General features: G+C 64.9%; 21 protein-coding genes. 3 read left to right on the plus strand and 18 right to left on the minus strand.

Annotated features, from left to right (window positions below; translation table 11 throughout):
• Positions 1 to 62 precede the first annotated feature (62 nt).
• A complete protein-coding gene (locus tag IPM16_06665; protein MBK9122789.1) occupies positions 63 to 1076 on the plus strand; it encodes a hypothetical protein in 1014 nt (337 codons plus the stop codon).
• 150 nt (positions 1077 to 1226) lie between these two features.
• Here IPM16_06665 and IPM16_06670 read toward each other — a convergent pair whose 3' ends face one another.
• A complete protein-coding gene (locus IPM16_06670; GenBank protein MBK9122790.1) occupies positions 1227 to 1754 on the minus strand; it encodes a hypothetical protein in 528 nt (175 codons plus the stop codon).
• Here IPM16_06670 and IPM16_06675 point away from each other — a divergent pair.
• Positions 1753 to 1947: a hypothetical protein gene (locus IPM16_06675; protein ID MBK9122791.1), complete on the plus strand. Its 195-nt coding sequence runs from the start codon at positions 1753 to 1755 to the stop codon at positions 1945 to 1947. The genes IPM16_06670 and IPM16_06675 overlap by 2 nt on opposite strands.
• A gap of 222 nt (positions 1948 to 2169) precedes the next feature.
• On the opposite strand, the gene IPM16_06680 is transcribed toward IPM16_06675, so the two are convergent.
• Positions 2170 to 3525 (minus strand): excalibur calcium-binding domain-containing protein, encoded by a 1356-nt coding sequence (locus IPM16_06680; protein ID MBK9122792.1) that lies wholly within the window; start codon positions 3523 to 3525, stop codon positions 2170 to 2172.
• Positions 3526 to 3678: 153 nt separating this feature from the next.
• On the opposite strand from IPM16_06680, the gene IPM16_06685 reads away from it, so the two are divergent.
• Positions 3679 to 6726 carry a class I SAM-dependent DNA methyltransferase gene (locus tag IPM16_06685; protein MBK9122793.1) on the plus strand — a complete coding sequence of 1016 codons (3048 nt, stop codon included), beginning with the start codon at positions 3679 to 3681 and terminating at the stop codon, positions 6724 to 6726.
• A gap of 382 nt (positions 6727 to 7108) precedes the next feature.
• Here IPM16_06685 and IPM16_06690 read toward each other — a convergent pair whose 3' ends face one another.
• The 16 genes from IPM16_06690 to IPM16_06765 all read right to left on the minus strand — a co-directional run bounded on the left by IPM16_06690 (position 7109) and on the right by IPM16_06765 (position 20181).
• Positions 7109 to 7555: a hypothetical protein gene (locus tag IPM16_06690; GenBank protein ID MBK9122794.1), complete on the minus strand. Its 447-nt coding sequence runs from the start codon at positions 7553 to 7555 to the stop codon at positions 7109 to 7111.
• Entirely contained in the window at positions 7552 to 8385 is an 834-nt protein-coding gene (locus IPM16_06695) for a hypothetical protein (GenBank protein MBK9122795.1), read from the minus strand. Before IPM16_06695 ends, IPM16_06690 begins: the two co-directional genes overlap by 4 nt.
• The gene (locus tag IPM16_06700) at positions 8385 to 9215 is read right to left on the minus strand and encodes a hypothetical protein (GenBank protein MBK9122796.1); all 831 of its coding nucleotides are present in this window, start codon (positions 9213 to 9215) and stop codon (positions 8385 to 8387) included. Before IPM16_06700 ends, IPM16_06695 begins: the two co-directional genes overlap by 1 nt.
• A gap of 19 nt (positions 9216 to 9234) precedes the next feature.
• A complete protein-coding gene (locus IPM16_06705; GenBank protein ID MBK9122797.1) occupies positions 9235 to 9645 on the minus strand; it encodes a hypothetical protein in 411 nt (136 codons plus the stop codon).
• A 12-nt stretch (positions 9646 to 9657) separates the two neighbouring features.
• Entirely contained in the window at positions 9658 to 10863 is a 1206-nt protein-coding gene (locus IPM16_06710; GenBank protein ID MBK9122798.1) for an SH3 domain-containing protein, read from the minus strand.
• Complete coding sequence (locus IPM16_06715; protein ID MBK9122799.1) at positions 10863 to 11111, minus strand: hypothetical protein; 249 nt, start codon at positions 11109 to 11111, stop codon at positions 10863 to 10865. Before IPM16_06715 ends, IPM16_06710 begins: the two co-directional genes overlap by 1 nt.
• A 249-nt stretch (positions 11112 to 11360) precedes the next feature.
• Complete coding sequence (locus IPM16_06720; GenBank protein ID MBK9122800.1) at positions 11361 to 11828, minus strand: hypothetical protein; 468 nt, start codon at positions 11826 to 11828, stop codon at positions 11361 to 11363.
• The gene (locus IPM16_06725; protein MBK9122801.1) at positions 11782 to 12546 is read right to left on the minus strand and encodes a hypothetical protein; all 765 of its coding nucleotides are present in this window, start codon (positions 12544 to 12546) and stop codon (positions 11782 to 11784) included. The genes IPM16_06720 and IPM16_06725 overlap by 47 nt, the downstream gene beginning before the upstream one ends.
• A 28-nt stretch (positions 12547 to 12574) precedes the next feature.
• Complete coding sequence (locus IPM16_06730) at positions 12575 to 13105, minus strand: hypothetical protein (protein MBK9122802.1); 531 nt, start codon at positions 13103 to 13105, stop codon at positions 12575 to 12577.
• Between the two features lie 172 nt (positions 13106 to 13277).
• A complete protein-coding gene (locus IPM16_06735; protein MBK9122803.1) occupies positions 13278 to 15287 on the minus strand; it encodes a hypothetical protein in 2010 nt (669 codons plus the stop codon).
• A gap of 3 nt (positions 15288 to 15290) precedes the next feature.
• The gene (locus tag IPM16_06740) at positions 15291 to 15539 is read right to left on the minus strand and encodes a hypothetical protein (GenBank protein ID MBK9122804.1); all 249 of its coding nucleotides are present in this window, start codon (positions 15537 to 15539) and stop codon (positions 15291 to 15293) included.
• Positions 15540 to 15582: 43 nt separating this feature from the next.
• Positions 15583 to 18015 carry a phage tail tape measure protein gene (locus IPM16_06745; protein ID MBK9122805.1) on the minus strand — a complete coding sequence of 811 codons (2433 nt, stop codon included), beginning with the start codon at positions 18013 to 18015 and terminating at the stop codon, positions 15583 to 15585.
• Between the two features lie 396 nt (positions 18016 to 18411).
• On the minus strand, positions 18412 to 18654 hold the full coding sequence (locus IPM16_06750; protein MBK9122806.1) for a hypothetical protein: 243 nt from the start codon (positions 18652 to 18654) through the stop codon (positions 18412 to 18414).
• On the minus strand, positions 18623 to 19225 hold the full coding sequence (locus IPM16_06755; protein ID MBK9122807.1) for a hypothetical protein: 603 nt from the start codon (positions 19223 to 19225) through the stop codon (positions 18623 to 18625). Before IPM16_06755 ends, IPM16_06750 begins: the two co-directional genes overlap by 32 nt.
• Positions 19226 to 19284: 59 nt before the next feature.
• Entirely contained in the window at positions 19285 to 19731 is a 447-nt protein-coding gene (locus IPM16_06760; GenBank protein MBK9122808.1) for a hypothetical protein, read from the minus strand.
• Between the two features lie 12 nt (positions 19732 to 19743).
• Positions 19744 to 20181 carry a hypothetical protein gene (locus tag IPM16_06765; GenBank protein MBK9122809.1) on the minus strand — a complete coding sequence of 146 codons (438 nt, stop codon included), beginning with the start codon at positions 20179 to 20181 and terminating at the stop codon, positions 19744 to 19746.
• Positions 20182 to 20185: the final 4 nt, after the last annotated feature.

The following is a 20185-nucleotide window of genomic DNA, read 5'->3' on the forward strand; positions in this document are numbered from 1 at the left end:
TCAACGCCGGCGTCATCCTCTTCTCGCCCCCCAACGTCAATCTCACTGCCGTCGGCCGTGCCATGGCCGAGGCGTACATCGCATCCGACCCGTTCGCCAGGCTCGAGTACGACCGGTACGGTAAGCGCAAATCGTATTTCATCCCCGGCCGGCTCCGCGACGACTTCAAGTCGCTCTACCACCGCCAGAAGGCGACCAGAGAGTACACGCACCGCCTCAACTTCCACGCACTGGACAGCTTCGAAGAGAAGTTTGTCAAGGACGGGCTGCTGCGCTCCATCGAACGCCCGCGCGTGCCGCGTTGGCCCGGCGACCGCGATACGACGGCCACGTTTTGGGCCATCACCGCCGCCGGCGCCGAAATGCTCGGCCTCCCCGCCCTGCCCGATCCCGCCGAGCCGCCAGAGCTGCCCTACCACGAAGGCGCCAAGCTGTTTGTCCCGCCCGACGCGGCGCATACCGTTGCCGTCGGCGACCCGGTCCGCGTCGGCAAGCACCTCGGCCGCGTCCACGAACTCCGCGAATGGCCCGGTCTGAATGTCATCTTCGCCGGCGAGTCGTGGCACAACCATGTGTACGCCACGCAGGTTCACCCGGTGGACGTCGAGGACGATCAGCCCGACCCGGTCGCGCTCGAGGATCTCAACCACGCGGTCGCGCGCGTCAACGACCATCTGGCCATGCTGCAGCGCGAGATTCGCCGCTGGAAGTCCGGCCCGGCCGACGCGCTCGATGGCCAGACCGACACGCAGGCCGAAGCCCTGCGCCTGCTGGCCGAGCTGTCCGCCGTCATCTGCAAAACGCACAGCGCCGCCCGCATTGAGATGGAACCCCTCGAGGCCTCCGTCGCCCCCGCCGGCGATCCCGACGACGATGAAGGACGACTACGACTACGAAGACGACGTCGACGACATCATCTACGACGAAGCGGAAGTCGATTGATTTACGATGCTGGGAGCGGCCCCAAGACTGCGGAGAAGAAAACCACTAGCAGCAGCAGGATCAGGATAGCAGCCAGAATCCTTCGCGAAAGTTCGTACATGCGAGATCACCTCAAGCACCAACGGTCGAAGTGATATACACCTGTTCTACAGATTTCCCTCACATCAAGGCCCCCGATGGCCGTCGGGGGCGTTCGATTCCACCCGAGAATTTCGTCGGCAACTTTTGCAGGAGATCTTTGTCCGCTGCCGTGTTTCCCCGGCAAGCAGTCGTCGCGTTCACGCTTAGGCAACAAGTAGGGCCACGATTGCAGCAACAATAGAGATGCCAGTGGCAATCAGCTGTCGATGCATCCACGCGGACTTACCATCATTGATCTTCTGCAGGCGCTCGAGTGCTCCGGGAGCTTTATCCGTGCCAAGAAAATCGACTAGCAGCACATCGACGTGCGAATAATCGGGGCTGACGTACCGCTCTAGCATGGACATGGCGGACATTGTCTCACCCGCGCCGACTCCAGGCACGTACGTTACTTTACGTGACCGCACACATGCGCCGCCGCAGAAGATCGACACAACGAAAGTTCCCAATGCGATGATCGTGGCGACGATAGACGCGTCGCCGTCGGAAAACATATCCTTTCCGAAGGTCGCAAGTGCCACGACGATGCCCGAGCCGGCCAGCTGCAGCTGCCAGGACTTGGAGTCTAAGGTGTCGTTGTTGGCTTCGAGCTTGTCAAAGAGCGCAGTGCACCGCGCGAGTAGTTCGTGCTTTATAATCAGAGTGCTGTCCGCGTTTTGGAGATTGTTCATGTCAAAGCCCGATCCACGTCAACCGAAACCCAATTCCGAAACCAACGATAAGCCGAAGTCCCCAACAATTCGCAGGGATGCAGAAAGGGAGAAGCCGCTGATCGATCCCCGCATCCAGCCTGGTGGCACGACCAGTCGAAAGGGTGGCATTATCATTCGCGAAAGTGATGACGAGAAGCGTAAAGGCAAGTAGTGCCGCGCCACGGACACTCGATTCTGGTCACAGTTCATGTGACATGATACGTGCATCAATTGAAAGTTGTCCATAAGTCTCCAAGCCAGTCAGTCTTCGCGCGCCTTCGCGCCTCCCCTCTACTCGCTTGCGACGACTAACCGGAGCACCGCAGGTCGGGAGAGGGGCCGTGGGTGAGGGGTTCACCAGCCACCTTGCCCACGCCGCCAGCCGCGTGCCCCCTCAGTTCTCGCACGGAATCCCGTCTTTGTCCCCGTCCAGCCGCGACGGATCGCCCGGGCACGCGTTCCAGTAGCTCATCAGCTCGCTGCGTGTGGCGAAGCTGCTGCAGTTGTACAGGTCCCCGCTGCAGTTCCACGTCACCGGCGGCGGACCGCTGGTGGGCGGCACCGTGCTCACCGGATTGCCTCCGTTTGACGGCGGAGAGGTCGGCGGCGCTGCCTGCCCGGGGATGAAGTTGTTTGCCCCGGCGCGCGCGGCGCTGCTGTGGATGAACCCGCGCGTCCCGTCGGTCGTCTCCATGTCGTACCACTCCGTACTGCCGGACACGCTCTGACCGTCCGCAACGCCGTTGACGTAGATCAGCGTGTTCTGCGGCAGCGTGATCACGACGTCGCAGTTCGTGCTGGCGCAGCTCCGCATCCGCGCCGTTCCCGTCGTTCGGTAGGGCTGCCCGGTGATCGTTCGCACCCGGCTGGTCGGCGTCGACTGCCGCACGCTCGTGTTGGTCGGCGCCGGAACCTTCGGAGTCGCCGTCTCAATCGGCGCCACGTCGACGAGCGACGCATGAATGTAGCCTTCGCCTTCGCGCAGGATCAGCCTGTACCAGTCCGAACTGCCGAGCACCGACTCGCCCGTCTCGACCCCGACCGTGATCAGCGGCCCGGCGTTGACGATCGCGAGGACGTCGCACGACGTTGCCGCACATTCGCGAACGCGCGCGTTGTTCGATCGTACGCGGATCGTGAAGAATGGCGTCGGCGTGATCGTCGCCGTCGGACTGGAAGTCGCTGTGAATGTCGCTGACGACGTGAACGTCGCCGTCGGGGTCGATGTCGGCGACGGTGTAGCCGTCGGTGCGTTCAGTTCGGCGATCATGACGTTCCAGTCGGTCAGCACCAGACGCCCCGCGAAGAGCGTCAGCTCGGCGTCGGCCGGCCGGTTCGGCACGTCGAATACCAGGAACGACTGGGCGTCCCGATTGCCGCTGAAGCACTGCCCGACAATCCCCCAGCCCGGATAGTCGCGGTTCCCCGCATACGCCTTGAGTCGGTCCATCCACTGCGTCGACGCCTCATACAGCCCGCCGTCCAGCACCAGCTTGAAGTCGTAGCCGTGCAGGCAGCCGTCCCGCGCCGATCGAATCCGCCCGACGAACAGCGCCAGCACGCCGACGTCTGCGCGTGCGCCGGCCGCCGACGTCAACAGCTCGACACGGTCGACGATGAAGTCGATCTGTTGGCCTTGGTACACGCCCGACAGCGTCCGCGGATCGGTGTTCGGACTGGTCACTTGCTGCGCGCTCGAGGGAATGAACAGGAGAAAGAACACGGCCGTCACGGCGAAAAGTATGCGCATCAACTTAACTCGTCCCGTAGTATTGAACACTGTTGATAGTGTATACCAATCGCTCCTGCGCAACACAAAGAAGCGAATCGTTCAATCTGCTTGCCCACGCCCCCACCCCCGCGCTAAACTGTCCGTAACACTCGCACGCGGAGACCGCCCGGCATGCCCCTTACGCCCGATGAGTTCGTCGCTCACTGGAGCGACAGCACGCGCAACGAAATCCAAGGCTACCAGTCGCACTTTCTGCAACTCTGCCAGCTGGTCGGCTTCGACCCCAACGAGCCGCGCATCCTGACCAGCGACGCGCCCATCCTCTTCGAAGAGAACGTGCCCAAAGCCGACGGCGCCGTCGGCCGCGCCGACGTCTACCGCCCGCGCCATTTCGCGTGGGAGTACAAGGCCAAAGGCCGCAATCTCGACCTCGCCTATTCGCAGCTCGTCAGCTACGCCCCCGGCCTCAACAACCCGCCGCTGCTAATCGTCTGCGACTTCGAGGAGTTCCGCATCTTCCCGCAGTGGCCGAATATCGACCACCAGCCGTGGGTATTCCGCAACACCGACCTGCGCCGGCAGGAGATCCGCGACCTCGTCTACGCCGCCATCGCCGATCCCGAGCGCCTGCAGCGGCAGCGCCTCGATGCCGCCGCCCAACGCGAGCGCGTCACCGAACAACTTGCCGGCCGCTTCGCCGACCTCGCCGTCGTCCTCCGTGACGAAAAGGAAGGCGGCGACCCGTCAATCACGCCGATGCAGGTCGCCCGCTTTCTCACCAAGCTCATCTTCGCCATCTTCGCCGAAGACGTCGGCCTCCTGCCGCGCGTCGGCGATCAGCCCGTGTTGGAATACATCGTCGATACCGCCCGCTCCGACCCGGCCAGCTTCCACGACGCCGTCGCCGAGCTGTTCCAGGGCATGGCTGGCCAGCGCAATCGCGTCTTCGCCCAGCCGATCGCCTACTTCAACGGCGGCCTCTTCGACGCCAACGCCGACGACGTCGTGATCGACCTCACGACCAACGCCAACGCCCGCAACATCCTCTACGAGGTCAACCGCTCCGACTGGCGGTGGGTGAGTCCCAGCATCTTCGGCACTGTGTTCGAGCGTGCCCTCGACCCCTCCAAGCGCGCCCAGCTCGGCGCCCACTACACGTCCGAGGACGACATCCGCCTCGTGATCGACCCCGTCCTCATGCAGCCGTTGCGCCGCAAGTGGGACGCGATCATCGCTGAGACTGGCGCCCTCTGGCCCGAACTCGACAAATCCCCGCGCGAAGCCGACGCCGCGCGCCGGCAGCTGGCCGGCCTTTATGACGACATGCTCGCCGCGCTGCGCGACACCACCGTGCTGGACCCCGCCTGCGGCAGCGGGAACTTCCTCTATATGAGCCTGCGCGCCATGAAAGACCTCGAGGACAAGGTGCACGAGCACTTCAAGCCGCTCGGCCTGCCGCGCCGCGACACCGTCACCCCGCTGCAGCTCTACGGCATCGAGCTGAACACCTTCGCCGCCGAACTGGCCCGCGTCGTGGTGTGGATCGGCTACCTGCAGTGGCGCTTCGCCCGCGACGGCTATCTCAAGCCGCAGCTTCCCGGCAGGCCGCCGGAGCCGGACGCGCTCCCGTCCCCCATCATCGCCGACGACGGCACCGAGCACATCGAGAACGCCGACGCCATCCTGCGCGCATACGATGGGCGGATTGTCGAACCCGAATGGCCTTCAACGACGGTGATTGTTGGCAATCCCCCGTTCTTAGGCGGCAACAAGATTCGCGGCGAACTTGGGGACTACGTCGACACGCTCTTCGATCTTTACGAGGGCCGTATTCCCGCCTTTGCGGATCTCGTCTGCTACTGGTTCGAGAAAGCGCGCTCGAGCATCGAGGCAGGCAGGACGCAGCGCGCCGGCTTGATCGCTACGAACTCAATTCGCGGCGGGGCGAATCGTGTGGTGTTGGAGCGTATCAAACAGTCCGGCGACATCTTCATGGCCTGGTCGGACAGGCCTTGGTTGCTTGATGGCGCATCAGTGCGCGTTTCTATCGTTGGATTTGGGTTTGGTGGGCACGAGCACAAGCTGCTGGACGACAGATTCGTAGGCGAGATTAACTCTGACCTGTCCGCAACAGTTGACGTACAGGCCTCAGCTCCACTGCCAGAAAACGCGGGCGTCGCATTCAGAGGTGTTCAGAAGGGCGGCCCATTTGATATTCCTGAAAACACTGCACGTGCGATGATCGAGAAGGTCAATGCATCAAAACGAAGTAACGCTGAGGTAGTCAGACCGTCCATCAACGGAAATGATGTTGCGAGTAGGTGGCAAAACCGCTGGATCATCAACTTCGGGGATATGTCGATTGACGAGGCTGAAGCATTCACAGCGCCGTTTGAGTACGCGAAGATACACGTGAAGCCGACAAGGGACGGCAATCCCGTCCGCGCCGAGCGTGAAAACTGGTGGCGACCCCTTAGGAGTAGACCTGAAATGCGTCGAGCAATTGCTGGCATGGCCAGATTCTTGGCTACGCCGCATGTGTCGAAGCACCGCCTAATCGTATGGTTGGATGCCAACGCGGTGCCGGATCATCAGTTGATCGTTGTCGCACGTGACGACGACTATGCCTTCGGCGTCCTGCAGTCCTATGTCCATGATTTGTGGTCTCTTCGCCTCGGTACCTCGCTTGGCCCAACGCCTCGGTATACACCTTCGACATCGTTCGAGACCTTCCCGTTCCCGTATCCGCCCGGCCACGAACCCGGCCGCCCCGAAGCCCTCTACGCCGATCGTGCGCTCAAGCTGGCAACCAACGGCACGCATCACCCCGGCGAAGGCCCCGCCTCTGCGCAGGCCCGCGCCGTCCGTGCAATCGCCTCGCTGGCCGCCACGCTCCACCGCGAGCGCGACCTTTGGCTCAATCCGCCGGACGTCGATGACCCGTCCGTGCTGCGCAAGCTCACGCTCACGAATCTTTACAACGCGCTGGCCGACCACCGCGCCGGCAAGCCGCTGTCGCGCGAGCTGTTCCCGTTCAACGGCGTCCAATTCGTCCCGCGCCTGCGCGAGCTGCACGACGAACTCGATGCCGCCGTGCTGGCCGCCTACGGTTGGACCGACCTCGCCGACGCCCTCCGCACCCCCGCCGGCGACGAGGAACTCCTCAGCCGCCTCCTGGCCGAAAACCTCCGCCGCGCATCGAATGAGGCAGAAAAGTAGAATTGGCAATGGTGCGACTCATAGCGATCATAGCGGTTGTGGTCGCCCTGATCGGCAGCCTGGTCTTCGTCGCCCTGAGTGTGAACGCCGGGGGGCACGCTGAGCGCGATCTTGCGCTCCTGCAGACCTTGATTATGGCGCTCGACCCACCAGTCCCATGTGGCGTTCGCTTCGTGGTGCCACGCCACGCCATACGTGCGGAAAATGCGCGGGATCTCGTGAAGCGGTTCTGTGAACGTACCGTCCGCCGTGTTCGTCGCGCGTGCCACGTCGATGGCCCGCAGTTGTTCGCCCGATACCCACTCCCATCCCTGCGCAAACTCCGCCTGGAAACACATGTTGGCGACGCCCTGATCGAGCTGCGTGACATGGCGAACACGTATCACCGCGCAATCTCCCACCCGCCGCACGGGTGATGCCCGTAGTGGTCGCCGTTGACATCGGCGTACCGTTCGGTGTTGGCGAACACGTACACGACGCTGTACGCTGCCCCGACCTTCACCAGCGCCCACCAGCGCGCGCCGTCCTTCAGCCCGTCATAGAACACCGTTTCGCCCCGTATCGCCGCCCGTTCCGACCAACCGCCGCGCTCGTACCCCACCCACAGGCTTTCGCCTTCCAGCGCCCACAGCGCGGCCAGTTCGTCGGGCGTCACCGTCTCGCGCGCCGTATTCGTGATGCGTATCGCGCTCGCGCCGTCCACGTCTCCGAGGCACGCAAACGGGCGCTCCGCCGCCGCATCCGCCACGTTCAGGCCGTAGTAGACCAGCACGACCAGCGCGATAAGTTCCGCGAGTAGGCGCAGGTACGACGGCGCGGGGTCGGTCACGGTGCGAGTATCCAGATCGCCGTCATGCCCGGCGCATCAGGTGCCCACGCCGGTTGACTGGTGTGCGTCTGCTGACAGCGATATACATTACCGTTCCGCGTCACAAACGACGCATTGGCGGGGTCGTTGAGGAAGCCGATATACTGCACACCCGCGCCCGACCATTCGCCAACCTGTGGCGCACTTTCGTCAATCCAGCCGGATTGAAACGTTCCCGGTTCCCAGACGTTCGGAATTTCCAGACCGTTGCGCCACGTCTTGTCGTTGTGCGTTACCCGTGCGCCGGGGGGGAAAGCGTCGACGCTGCCGATAGGCTGTACCCATTCGGTGACTTCACCCGGCGCGCGATACCGCCTGAACAGCGTCCGCGCGGCCTTGTATTGCCCCGTATCGGCAGGAGGCCAATCAATCTGTGTCGTGTGAGACGTGATGACCTCGTAAAGCGCCCCCTGATATTCCAATACTTCAGGAGCGATCACGTCGATGTCCGGCTCCCACTGCAAGCCCTTCCCGCCCGTCTTCGCCGGGTCGTTGGTGTCGATCAGGTCGCCCGTCTCCGCGTCGAGCAGATACCACAAGCCGCTAACCCCGGCTAGCGCCGTGACCAGCGCACTCGCCACCGCCGGGGTCAACTGTGAACTAATCGCCGCGTGGGTCTGTGTCAGGCCGTAGTCGGTGCTCACCGGCGCGGCCTTGTCGAACATCAGCCGTTCGTTGGCGAACGTCTCCAGCCCGGCCACCACGAAGGCGTTGGCGCAGGCGTCCTTGCGGGCGTTATCAAACGCCGCTACGGGATAGATCAATGTCGCGCGTCGTGTCCAGTCGCTCATCAATACACCGCCCATTTCGCGTTTAGGTACGCTTCAACTGCCGTAATGTCATCTGCGCTCATTGCGCTTGACGGCGTATAGACTAATACCTCAGCGATGTCTGCCGGGCTAAAAAACGCCCCATTATCCGCAGCAAACAACCGCGCCGCGAATGACGCGGTGTTGCTTGTACTGCCTGTCGACGGCGTGGCTGTTCCCACCTGTGTCCCGTTTTGGCGCAACACCGCCGAACCGCTGGCAAATGCTACCGCCGCTGTGAGAAGCACGGGTACACCGCCGTGATTGGTGCCGGAATACGCAACCGTCGCAGAATCGCCGTCTAACCGCCGCCCTCGCCAATCCCATTTGTTCGCGGACAATCCGTCTTCGATGTAGTATCGCGCGCCGTTTGTAATGTGGTATCCAAATGCAAACGCCACCTTCTGGCCCGATGTCGAGTTGGCATCTACGACTATGAACGTATAGGCATAGGCGACGTTTTGAAACAACGCCAGCCCGCTTCCTGTAAATGAGAGCGAGTCATCCGTGCCGTCTCCGCGCACCGTGTTTAACCCGTTCTGTACCGCCGTCTTCAGCAGCGGCTTATTTGCCGTCGTCTCCTGCGTCGCGTGGTTGCCGTTCCCGCTTTTGTCCGCCCACCGGCCAATCACGTCGTCATTCGCCGTCGCAGGCGTCGTGCCTGCGCTGTCCTGAAACAACGTCGTGCTGTCGCTGGCGTCTAACCACAACGCCAGCCCGCTGATGTCGGTCGGCACGAACGCCGCCCCGCCCCCGCCGCGCCTATGCAAAAGCAGCAGCTTCGCCGCCGTCGAGATGCCTCTGCGTGCCATGTCTGCCGCCCTTCCGTCCCTAGTGCGCCGCGATCAGGTCGAACTTCACCGTCACCGCGTCCACCTGCGCATTCCCGCCGCTGATCGTCAGCACCAGCAGTTGCCCGCCAAACAGCGCGTGCATGTACTGCCCGTCGATCGCCGCCCCGGTCTTGTCCGTCATCGGCAGCCCCAACCGCACCACGCGCGGCGCCCCGCTGTTGTCCCCGTCGAGGTCGACGTAATCTTCATCCGACTCCGAATCGGTCAGCAGCACGTTGATCGTCCCCGGCTGCGCGTCGTCCACCGTCACCACCACGCGCCCCGCTGCGTACCCGCGCGTCACCGCGTACGTCACCGTCGCGCCCGCGCTCCCGTCGGACCCGGTGATGTCGATGCTGTGCTTCACCCCGGGATCGAGGCTCACTGTTAACCCGTTCAACGCTGCCATGTCCTACCCCTCCTAGAGTTTTGCGAGTGCTTCGTCGATCATCGCCTTGGCGCCTTCGAGCAGCGTCCGGGCGTCTTGCTCGGCAGACGACGGCGCGAGCTTCCACGCCCCGCCAATCGTCGCCATCTTTCCGACAATCCCGCCGGCCGTCTCTACCGTCTGCCACACGTACGTCCCGTCGTATGCGCCGTCGTCCTGCAGCACGAACACCGACTCGCCGTGCGACACCCGCGTCAGCACCGGGGCGCCGAGGTTCGCGTCCTGCCGCACGTTGATCCGCTTCCCCGGATAGTCCAGCCGGTACCGGCCACGTGCCAGCCCGGGTCGCGTTTCCGTCCCGCCGTCGGCCCGCAGCGCCGTCAGCAGATTTTCGCGGATCGTCCCGTCGTGCCGTACCACGCCCACGCTCGTGTGCATCCCGTCGGCCCATGCGAACCACACCGCCGCCCGCGCCCACACCGCGGCCCGCGCCCCCACCGCTTGAGACAGACACTCGCGTGCATACGCCGCGAGCTGAGCATCGCTAGCCGAGTATTCGCCCGGCATGCCCCACTCGGTGATATACAGCGGCTGACTCGTCGCACGATCCCACGCGGCAATCTGATCGCCGAACGACGGCGACGTGCCGTAACCCGCCGCTTGCGCCAGATACGGGTGAAATGCCACGCCGTCGGTCGCCGGACCGACCCCCGTAGCCTTGAAGTACGCCGGCCCGGCCACCGGCCCGCTCACGAACCCCGCCGTGATGACCTTCGCCGTGCTGTCCACGCCGCGAATCGCCCCGCGCGCCCGGCTGAACAGCGCCCCGTACGTGATCGGCGGCATGCCTACCGCCGCCTCGCTGGCCTGATCCGGTTCGTTCCAGATCTGGTAAGTCATGCCGCGGCCGCCGTACAGCTGCGCGATCCGCCGCGCCATCTCGACGTACCCGTTGATCAGCCGCGCCCAGTCCGCCAGGTTCATCCGGCCCCAGTCGAACCCCTGCGCCTCGCCCCAGGCCTCATGCGTCAGCGTCACGATCGGCTGCACGCGCGCCCGGGCAAGTGCATCGAGGTACGGCCCGTACACGCCGTGTGCCTCGCCGAGGTCGGTCGTCCCGGCCCCGAGGCTCACCCGGTACGAAAACCGCGCCCAGCCGATGCCGTTGTCGGCCAGCAGGCTCGCTGGCGGCCGTCCGTTCGGAAACCGCGGATCTACGTTGACGCCGGCGACGGCCATCACAACACCTCGGCGACCAGTTCGTCCGACTCGTTGTAGCGCACCACCACCCGCGAGCCATCACGGAATCGCGCTTCGCCCGGCAGGTTGGCAAACCACGCGATCAGCCCGCCGGCGTCTTCCGTCAGGTCGCCGCTCACCGACACAACGTCGCGCGGTTCCATCGTCCCCAGCCGGAAACCCGTCGCCCCGCTCGGCCGCACCACCAACACCAGAAACGCATCGGTGCGGATGTCCCGCGCCGCCACGTCCTCGACGACATCCCCACCGGCATCGTCTTCTCCCCTCCCCAATGTGGAGAGGGGCTGGGGGTGAGGTTCCTGCAGGGCCGGGGGTGAGGGGTCTACCTGGGGAATTTCCCCACCGTCCAGAGCGTCCGCTTCCCCTCTCCCTGAGGGAGCGACGTGCGTCACTTGCGCCGTCAAGACAGAGGGGTCAGGGGTGAGGGTTTCTGAGGTGAGGGCTTCCTCGCTCTTCTTCTTTTTGTCCGCCATCCCCTATCCCTCCGCGTCTTCGGGCGGCGCCGGCGTACTCGGCGGCTGCTCGTCCATCTTCGTCCGCACGTCGCGCATCACCGTCATCAAGAACTGGTAGAACGCGTCGTCATACCCCTGCGGGGTGCCCTTCGCCAGCTCGTAACGTCGTTCCGCCTCCCGTTCCAGCGCCGCCACCAGGTCGGTCGAAATCGCCCGCGCGGTATCCAGCATCGGCTTCAGCGCACTGTTCGGCGTCTGGTTGCGTGTAATCAACACCAGCAGGATGGCGAACACCGCGACCGCGGCGTAGGTAAACAGGTCGCGCGTCTGAATCCAGGTCGTGAACTCGGTGTAGAGCGTCTGCGTGCTCGTCACGAAGAAGTTGACGAGCGCCGGCAGCGCGCTGTTGACGGCGTCGTCACCGCCTGCGTCCCCGGGCGGATCAACCGGCCCGCTCGGTTCCCCCGTCGCCTCCGGCAGCACCAACACCGCCGCTTGATTCCCCTCGCCCTGAGGGAGAGGGGCCGGGGGAGAGGGGTTCAGGGGCGCTTGCGCCGCCGTCACCGCCCCCGCCATCAGCACCAGCACCAGCAGAATCGGCAGCAGCGCCGCCCATCGGTTCAGCTTCACGTGAAACATGCGGATATCCTTTCTCGACCAACGACTTGAGTTCTTCCAATCCGGTGCGGATCTGTTCGACCGACTGCAGCACGCTCGCGTTTTCCGCGTCCTGGCTGCGGTCCTTCGCCTTGCCCGCCTCGATCTCCAGCCGGATGACGTTGATGACGCCCAACACCGGCTCCACTTTGTCGATCAGCTCGCGCACGTCGCTGCGGATCTGCGCGTTTTCCTCTTTGTCTGCCGACATGGCCGTTCCCAGCCTCGCTACGTCCCGCCGCGTCCGCACGTGCTCCGATGACACGCGCCCACGCAGTTGTTTGATTTCGCCGGCCTGCTTGTTCGACCGGTTCGACAATTCGTCGATCCACTTCCCCGCCGCGTTGATGGCGTACTGCGAGCTCTTTCCGATGTCGCGGATGATCAGGTGCAGGTACCGCAGCCCGACGATCCCGCCCCCCAGCGCCACGATCGCCACGCCCGCGTCCTGCGCCGCCTTGATCGCTCCCGCATCCTGCGCCGCGACCGGCGCCGGCGACACCATCAGCGCCAACAGCAGCAGCACCGCCGTCATACCCGCCAACGACATCACCGCGCCCCTCGGATGGCCCCGCACATCACAGCACCCGCGCCCAGAACTGGCTCCGTGCCTGCCGCGTCCCGCCGCTCTGCGTGTACAGCGTCGCCGTGCGCGCCCCGTCGGACGTTTTCCAGCGCAGCTTGATCGCCTTGGCGCTGTTGTCTTGCCCCTGTAGCAGGTAGTTCAGCGTCACGGGGAATATCTGGTTCGTGGCCCCCTCTACGAAGAAGATCCCGTTTGCGCCAGAAACGCTCACCCCGTTGACCATGAGATCGAAATGGATAATCGCCGGCGTCGCATCGCCGCTGCAGCGTATAGCGAACATCCCGCCCACCAGAATGTCGCACGTCTGCCCGCTCCCGATCGACGGCGTCAAATCGACCTGATAGTCCGTCGTGTTCACGTCCGCGAACGACGTCGAGGTGGTCGTGTAGTTCGTGCCGCTTGTGATGTTGATCACCTCGCGGTCCGGTTCGGCCAGATGCCGCAGCGCGTCGCGTAGGTACGTGTTGAACCCGCTCGCCGTCAGCGCCTCGTTTGCCGCCCATGTCTTGTCCGTATACGCCATCCAGCGCCCCTTTCACTGCCGACAGTGTATGTCCCGCGTCAACCACCCGCCGCCCCACAGCCCCACCCGCCGCCTCTCCCGGTGCTATTCCCCCCTCTCCTCCGGGAGAGGGGCCAGGGGTGAGGGCTGTTCTCCCCCTCTCCCTGAGGGAGAGGGGCAGGGGGTGAGGGCCCTAGTAAAAGCTCAGCACGTTCCCCGCGTCGAGTTCCCCGTACACCGCATCGTCGAGGATCGTGAACGGGTGAATCTTTTCCACCGTCCACGTCACTGTCCACGCCCCCAGCCCGCTGTCGAGCCGGTGCTCTTCGCCAACGATCGTGTAATTGGCGCTGTGCCCGTTGCGCGCGCTCACGTCGATCGACACCGTGTCGAACACGCCCATCTCGAGCATCGCCGCGCGCAGGTCGTCGTCGCCCTCGAGCGTCTTTAGCGTCACGCTCGTGATCTCCCCGAACGCCGTCCCGAACCGCCCAACCCGATAATCTGCCGTCCGCTGCGCCAGCTTGCGGTTCTGCGGCAGCCGGTAGTCCAGCAGCTCCGCCCGCACGCCGTGAACGTCCAGCGACGTCGCGTCCGTCGCGCGGTGCTCCGTCTCCGCCCATGACGTCAGTTTCTTGCCGCGAATCTTCAGCGCCGACACCGTTTTCTCGGCGCTCGTGCCGTTCACGATCGTCACGTCCGCCGCGCTCGCGTACTCTTCGGTGAGCGTCGCCGTCACGCCGGCGTCCGCCGTGTATTCGAGGTAGATGTCGGTGCCGGAAACGGTCTTGTCGTCTTCGAGGTCGTTGTCCTTGAACCGCGCCCGCAGTACCTGCGTCTCGTTCGGTTCCAGCGTAATCGCCTCTTCGATGTCGTACAGCACCTTGTTCGTCGCCGTGCTGATCTTCCGCTTGCGCGCCACCACCGTCGAATCGTTCACGATCGACTCGCCGAACTGGTAGCGCGTTCCCGGCTGCAGCCGGCTCGAATCCAGCGCGATTCCGATCGACGACGTCGTCAGGTCGTGCACGAACTTGAACGTGTAGTCGTTGGTGTAGAACTGCCGCGCGTTGTACAGAAATTTCCCCTGCACTGCCCCGGCGCAGTCGGCGATGATGCGTATTGCGTCCGCCTCGTCTTTGTTCGCCGCGTCCAGCCCGTACGGGTAGACTTCCTCCCAATACTCCGAGGGTGGCAGCGGTTGCCCGGCGTCCAGCTCCCCGGCCGGCAGCTGCAGCAGCGAGTTTACAGTCCAGATGATCTGGTGCGCCGTCTTGTCGATCTGCAGCGGCGCGCGAATCGTTTTTCCATGCGCCATGCCGCGCAGGTCGACCGCTTCGATCCGGCACTCCGCCACCTCGCCGACGTCCGCGTTCGGCCGGAACCCCTGCGTGATTCCCCACCACATCACGACGTCGTCGCTCAGCACCGCGTCCGCCCCAACCACCGCCACGAACCGCCCGGGCAGCAGCGACCCGTACAGCGGCGAATCCGTCCGCTCCGGCGAGAAGATCCCGTCGTCGTCCCGCAGCAGGAACGACGCCCGCCCTACGTCCGACACGTGCCGGTACTGCTGCCGGAACCCACAGTTCCACGTCGCCGCCTTCGCCCACGCCGTCACGTTGTCGTACCGCGTCAGCGCCCCGTTGTTGAACCCGGCCGGCGCCGTCCCGCCGGCCACGATCATCTCGCCGGCGATGTCGAAATTGAGGTTCACCGCGGCGCCGTTCTTGACCACTTCGAGGTACAGCGGCAGGCTGCTGCCCAGCACGCCCGTCACCGCCACCCGCTGCCATTCCGCAGAAGACGTGAACGTCGTCGTCGCCAGAATCCCGGCGCTGCTCCGCAGCCGCAGCAGCATGCTCGTGGCGCTGCTGATCACGTGCCGCACCCACACGACACCGCTGTACGTCCCTGCAGCTTGCGCCCCCAGCGAGTACGTCACTCCGTTCTTGCCCAGCGTCACGCCTGCGTTCGGATTGCCGGCCGTTGTCAACACCTGAAGATAATCGCTCCGGCCGTACCGCATCCGGTCTGTCCGTGTGTGCGGCAAACGGCTGACGAACAGCGTCGCGCCGCTGATCGCTTCGTAGTTCGGAAACGTCGCCGGGAACAAATTCACCGCGTCACCCGGCCGCGCCTCGCGGTGGAACCCCTCCGCCGCCGTCCAGTTGATCAGAATTTCAAATGTCGGTGCCGTCATGCCCTACCCTCCGAACATCCCGCCGCCAATGCTCTGATCGCGGAACCGCCGCGCCACCAGCCGCGCCAGCTCGTCCGGCGCCTCGCCATACGTCGAGATGTTCACCTGCCCGATGTTCGTCAGCGGCGCGCCGTGCCCGCTGCCCGCCATCGCGAACCCGCCGGCCTTCATCCGCCGCCACACCGCCGCCTCGGGCGCCGTCAACACCGCTTCGTCCTCGTGCAGCTCCGACACGTACCCGTCAAACGGCACTCGCTCCAACCCCCACGCGTTGCTCCCGTCCGGGTCCGGGCAGCTATCCGCGGCGTCGGTCTCCGAACTCCGGGTTGTTCTCGTAAAACTCATTGACCAGAACGGTCACGTTCGACGTTACCGTCGTGTCGTAGTTCTGCGCCTGTATGGCGGTCGTCACCTGCGACACCACGTCCGGCCCGTTGATGATTGCCGTGGTGGCCAGATCCGCGTCAACCGGCGTCGGCGTGGCCGTTTCGATCGCCGTCGTGATCTGACTCGCCGCGTCGCGCCGGATCGCCTCCACGTCGATTCCCAGAGCCACCGCCAGGGGCGTCAGGACGTCGATCGCCTCATAATTACGGTTCGTGATCGCCTCGGTCAGCCGTTGGACGACAATCGGTGTCAGCGTGTCGGCGTCGATGTTGATCTGCGGCAGGACGTCGACGTACATCTGAACGACGCCGAGTTCGTTCTCTTCGAGTGCCGTGTTCAGCGCCGCCGTATTCGCCACGCTGTCGAGCTGAATCCCCATCTCCACCGCCACCGTCGCCAGCAGATCGTATGCCGCGCCGTCTCCGCTGGTCTGCGCCGCGATCAGCGCATCCGTAAGCGCGCGCCGGATCTCGGTCGTCGCGTTGGCTGTGAACGTCTCCAGCATCCCCGGCTGAAGCTGCATATTGCTGAAGAACGACTCCAGCGATATTGTCTCGACTTGGTCCGTCCCCGGCACCGCCTGTATCGCAACCGGAATCGTTAGATCAACCGACCCGTTCGGAGCCACGGCCAGCTGAAGAGCGGCCGTCACCCGCGCCGCGTCGATCTCCGCCTGAATCATCGCCGGGTCGGCTCCCAGGTTCAGCAGGTTCAGCCGCATGTTCTGGACGTTCATGTCCCATTCGCCGACCGGCTTCAGGACCGTTCCGCCCATGTCCGACAGCGCCTCGGTGAACATCGCCGCCATCACCGACCGCATCCGCGTCATGTCGACGTCGCCGAGTTCGTCCGGCAGCAGGTTCAAGTTGGCCAGGCTGATCATCAGCGGCGCCGCGTCTTTCAGGAAGTCGAGGTCGCCCTGTTCGCTAGCCCGGTTCCACGCCCCGACAAGCAGCAGCCGCGTGTCGTAACCCAGCTTGGTCGCCAGCGTGTTCGGGTCCTGTGTGATCTGAACCGCGAGATCCGGCGTAATCGTGAACGGATCGCCCGTCGCGATGGATTCGTCCATCTGCTGCTGCAACTGGCTGTAGATCTGATCGCCGACACCGTACAGCGCACGCTCGTTGACCAGCGGCGTCAGTTCTTCGACCCGTATGCGCATCGCTTCGTCGGGATTGTTGACGAGGTCGGCGAAGCGCGCTTTGAGGTCCGCCGCCCAAATCGCGATGTCCAGTCGGGCGATGTCGAAACGCCGCTTGATGTCGTCCATGACCGAGTTGACGGCCACCATCAGCACGTCGAACACCGTTACGCCCTCGCCAACCTGTGCGTTTAGTACGATGAACGCCCCCGCGGCCAGCAGGATCAGCGCCGTAGCCGGCCCGCCGAGCAGCGCCGCTGCCCCCGAAATCAGTCCGATCCCGCTCGAAACCGCCCGCGCGACGGCGCTCATCCCCCACAGCACCGGCACCGCAATCGCGCCAGCCAGCACCAGCCCCATGATCGAGCTGACCAGCTCCGGGTTTTCGTCCGCCCACTCCGTGACCTTGTTCACCGCGTCCGTCAGCCCGCTCGCAATCGGCTGCAGCACGTTTTCGATGAACGGCGTCCCGGCCGTGATCATGAACGTCTCGATCGACCCCTTCAGGCTGTCCACCGTGCCGCTGAACGTGTCCATCCGCGCGTCGGCCACTTCGCTCGCCGTCGCCGACTCGTGCATCTTGGCCAGCATCTCGTCGATCGACACCGCGCCCAGCGCCGCCCGCAGGCCCAAAATGCCGTACGTGCCGGCCAGGTCCTGCAGGATTTGGTTCTGCTGTTGCTCGGTCTTGCCGTCCAGCCCCAGCCGGATGTCCTCGAGCACGTCTTGCAGCGGCCGGATGTTGCCGGCCTGGTCGTACATGCTCGTGCCGAGCGAATTCCAGGCGGCCTTGACGTCCGCCGTCTCGCGCGTCATGTTCGTCAGCATCGAGCGCAGCGCCGTCCCCGCCTCCGCGCCCTTGATGCCGTTCTCGCTGAAGATCGCCAGAATCGCGGATGTCTCTTCGACGCTCAGCCCGAACGCCCGCGCCTGCCCGCCCACGTTGGCGAACCCTTCGCCGAGGCTGCCCATCGTCGCGCTCGACGCGCCGGCCGCCTGCGCCAGCGCGTCGACGACCATCTGCGAATAACTGCTGCCATCCTCGAATACGCCCGCCGACAGCTGGAACGCCGCCATGATGTCCGTGATGACATCCGCCGTCTGGCCAAGATCCTCGCCCGACGCCGCCGCCGCGTCCAGCACGCTCGGCAGCGTCGCCAGCGCTTCCTCTACCGTCGACCCGCTGGTCAGCAGCTGCAAGGTACGCGTCCGCCGCCTGCTGCGCGCTGAACGCCGTATCCGCGCCCAACGCCAGAGAGGCCTCGCGGATGTCGTCGATGCCCTCGGCCGTCAGCCCGGCGCGCACCTCGATCTCGGTCAGCGTCGACTCGAAGTCGCTCGCCACGCTGATGCCCCAGCCCAGCGCCGCACCGGCCGGCAGAAACACCCCGGCCAGGTTCCCCGCCAGCTTGCTCGCGCGGTCGCCGACCCGGTCCAGCGCCCGGCTCATGCCGTCCAGCGACAGCCCGCCCGCCTGCGCCGCGCTGCGCGACCCGTCGCGTACGCTCTGCATCCCGCGCTGGTAGCCCGAAAGATCGGCGCCGACCAGTACGCTCAGTTCTTGGATCGTAGCCATACAGCCGTCTCGTTACGGGATCACGGCCACCAATCGAACGGCGACAGCTTCATGTCCGCGCGCGTGCCGTTCAAGGTGTTCTGCACCTCGATGGCGTCGAAGATCCGCGCGACCACGCTCGGCCGCTGTTCAAGCAGCGTTTCCGCGTATTCCCATGTCCAACCCCGGAACATCTGGCACAGCCGCAGCGTCAGCCACGTCCGGTGCTCGGCGTCCGGCAGGCGGTGTTTTTCATCCGTCGGATGAGACAGGTGTTGATACAATCGCTCCGAGAAACCCGGCCCGGAACTCCTCGTGGGCCTCCTCGCGCGCCTTCTGCAGCAGCGGGATGAACTCCGGGTAGTACGTCAGCTCGAGCACGTCGCGCGCCGCCAGCGAATCGCCCTCCGGCGCCGCCTCCTGCCCGTCCTCGCCCAGCCGCTTCAGCACCGCCGGCCGCGTCCGTTCCAGCAGCCCCGTCGGCATCCCGATCGCGTACTTGGCGATCATGCGCGCCCCGTCCCGCACCTGCCCGCGCAAAAACGCCGCATCTAAGGTGTCCAGGTCGTCGACCACCAGCGCCGCGAAGTTGAACGTCCAGCCCGTCGGTTCCACGCGCACCCGCTTGGCCTCGAGGTGCAGCTGCTGCATCACCCCGGCCAGCGCCCGCGTCGGCACCTTGCCCGCCCACGTCGCGATGTCCGCCGGGTCGCCCCACGGGCACTGGACGACGATCTTCGGCAGCACCGAGATCGCCGCGCGCGCTGTGTGCGTGCTCAGCCGCGGAAAGTCCGCCGCCGCCATCTTCGTCAGGTCGAACGTCAATTCGCTTGCGCTGACCGCGTTTTTCGCCATCTCTGCCTGTCTCTCCGTTTGATAAACGAGCGCGGGCGCGTGTCACCGCGCCCAGCGCCTTAGAACGTGTCGCCGTACGAAGGGTGATACACCCAGTCCGACCCGATGTTCACGAACTCGATCGTGATGACCAGCAGCTTCCCCAGCTTGCGCGGCGCGTTGGCCTTCTTGACCTGCAGCATCGCGCCGTACTTCGGCTTGCCGGCCGCGTTGCCCTCCGGCCCCTCGATGAGGATGCCCTTGGTCTTCTCCAGCAGCGCCTCCCGCACCGCCGCGCCCCCGACGCTGTCGCGGTACGCCAGCGTCATCTTCGGCGCGATCTTGCCGCGGATGTACTGCTCGGTCTCGAGCAGAAACGCCGCCGACGTGTTCATCTCGGTGTTCGAGTCCGAACCCCAGTCGAAGTCCTGCACGTACTCCGCCAGCGTCAGACCGCTCTCGCCTGTGGGAGTCCACAGGTAGTAACTGCGATCGCTGACGACATCTTGAATTTCAGTTGCGGGCATCGGATACCCCTCCTAACTCGCGTTGATCGCGCCGATTTCGTACAGTCCGCCGGCGCTGTTGTAACTCCGTCGATCCACCAGCTCGGGAATGCGGATGCGCGTCGTCTGACGGCACCAGTGCACCCCCCAGCCGTTCTCTACTGTCAACGTGCAGCGGTCAAACACCGCTTCGATCCGGTCGCCCAGCCGCACCGCCAGCCGGTCGCCATCGCGGTCGGTGTCGACCACCGCCCGGATGTTCGCCACCGCGTCGATCTCCGGCGCCAGCGTGCGGTGGTTCTCGTTGCGCCACCGGTACCACGAGATGATCAGGTACGGCGTCGGCGCGTCCGACGGCGCGATGTCGATGTACACCCGCCCGCCGATCGCGCTGTTCAAGGCGTCGTCGGCCAGCGCCACAGTGCGCAGCGCCTCTTCAAACGCCTCCTGAGTCCCGACCGGCAGCACCATCGCG

The sequence above is a fragment of the Candidatus Flexicrinis affinis genome (assembly GCA_016716525.1).
Taxonomy (GTDB): Bacteria; Chloroflexota; Anaerolineae; order Aggregatilineales; family Phototrophicaceae; genus Flexicrinis; species Flexicrinis affinis.

What these genes read in the sequence shown, in the direction of transcription:
- IPM16_06665 (MBK9122789.1), top strand. Translation starts at nt 63, where the DNA reads ATGGCCGAGGCGTACATCGCATCCGACCCGTTCGCCAGGCTCGAGTAC.
- IPM16_06675 (MBK9122791.1), top strand. Translation starts at nt 1,753, where the DNA reads ATGTCAAAGCCCGATCCACGTCAACCGAAACCCAATTCCGAAACCAAC.
- IPM16_06670 (MBK9122790.1), bottom strand. Translation starts at nt 1,754, where the DNA reads ATGAACAATCTCCAAAACGCGGACAGCACTCTGATTATAAAGCACGAA.
- IPM16_06680 (MBK9122792.1), bottom strand. Translation starts at nt 3,525, where the DNA reads ATGCGCATACTTTTCGCCGTGACGGCCGTGTTCTTTCTCCTGTTCATT.
- IPM16_06685 (MBK9122793.1), top strand. Translation starts at nt 3,679, where the DNA reads ATGCCCCTTACGCCCGATGAGTTCGTCGCTCACTGGAGCGACAGCACG.
- IPM16_06695 (MBK9122795.1), bottom strand. Translation starts at nt 8,385, where the DNA reads ATGAGCGACTGGACACGACGCGCGACATTGATCTATCCCGTAGCGGCG.
- IPM16_06700 (MBK9122796.1), bottom strand. Translation starts at nt 9,215, where the DNA reads ATGGCACGCAGAGGCATCTCGACGGCGGCGAAGCTGCTGCTTTTGCAT.
- IPM16_06705 (MBK9122797.1), bottom strand. Translation starts at nt 9,645, where the DNA reads ATGGCAGCGTTGAACGGGTTAACAGTGAGCCTCGATCCCGGGGTGAAG.
- IPM16_06710 (MBK9122798.1), bottom strand. Translation starts at nt 10,863, where the DNA reads ATGGCCGTCGCCGGCGTCAACGTAGATCCGCGGTTTCCGAACGGACGG.
- IPM16_06725 (MBK9122801.1), bottom strand. Translation starts at nt 12,546, where the DNA reads ATGTCGTTGGCGGGTATGACGGCGGTGCTGCTGCTGTTGGCGCTGATG.
- IPM16_06730 (MBK9122802.1), bottom strand. Translation starts at nt 13,105, where the DNA reads ATGGCGTATACGGACAAGACATGGGCGGCAAACGAGGCGCTGACGGCG.
- IPM16_06735 (MBK9122803.1), bottom strand. Translation starts at nt 15,287, where the DNA reads ATGACGGCACCGACATTTGAAATTCTGATCAACTGGACGGCGGCGGAG.
- IPM16_06755 (MBK9122807.1), bottom strand. Translation starts at nt 19,225, where the DNA reads ATGGCGAAAAACGCGGTCAGCGCAAGCGAATTGACGTTCGACCTGACG.
- IPM16_06760 (MBK9122808.1), bottom strand. Translation starts at nt 19,731, where the DNA reads ATGCCCGCAACTGAAATTCAAGATGTCGTCAGCGATCGCAGTTACTAC.
- IPM16_06765 (MBK9122809.1), bottom strand. Translation starts at nt 20,181, where the DNA reads ATGGTGCTGCCGGTCGGGACTCAGGAGGCGTTTGAAGAGGCGCTGCGC.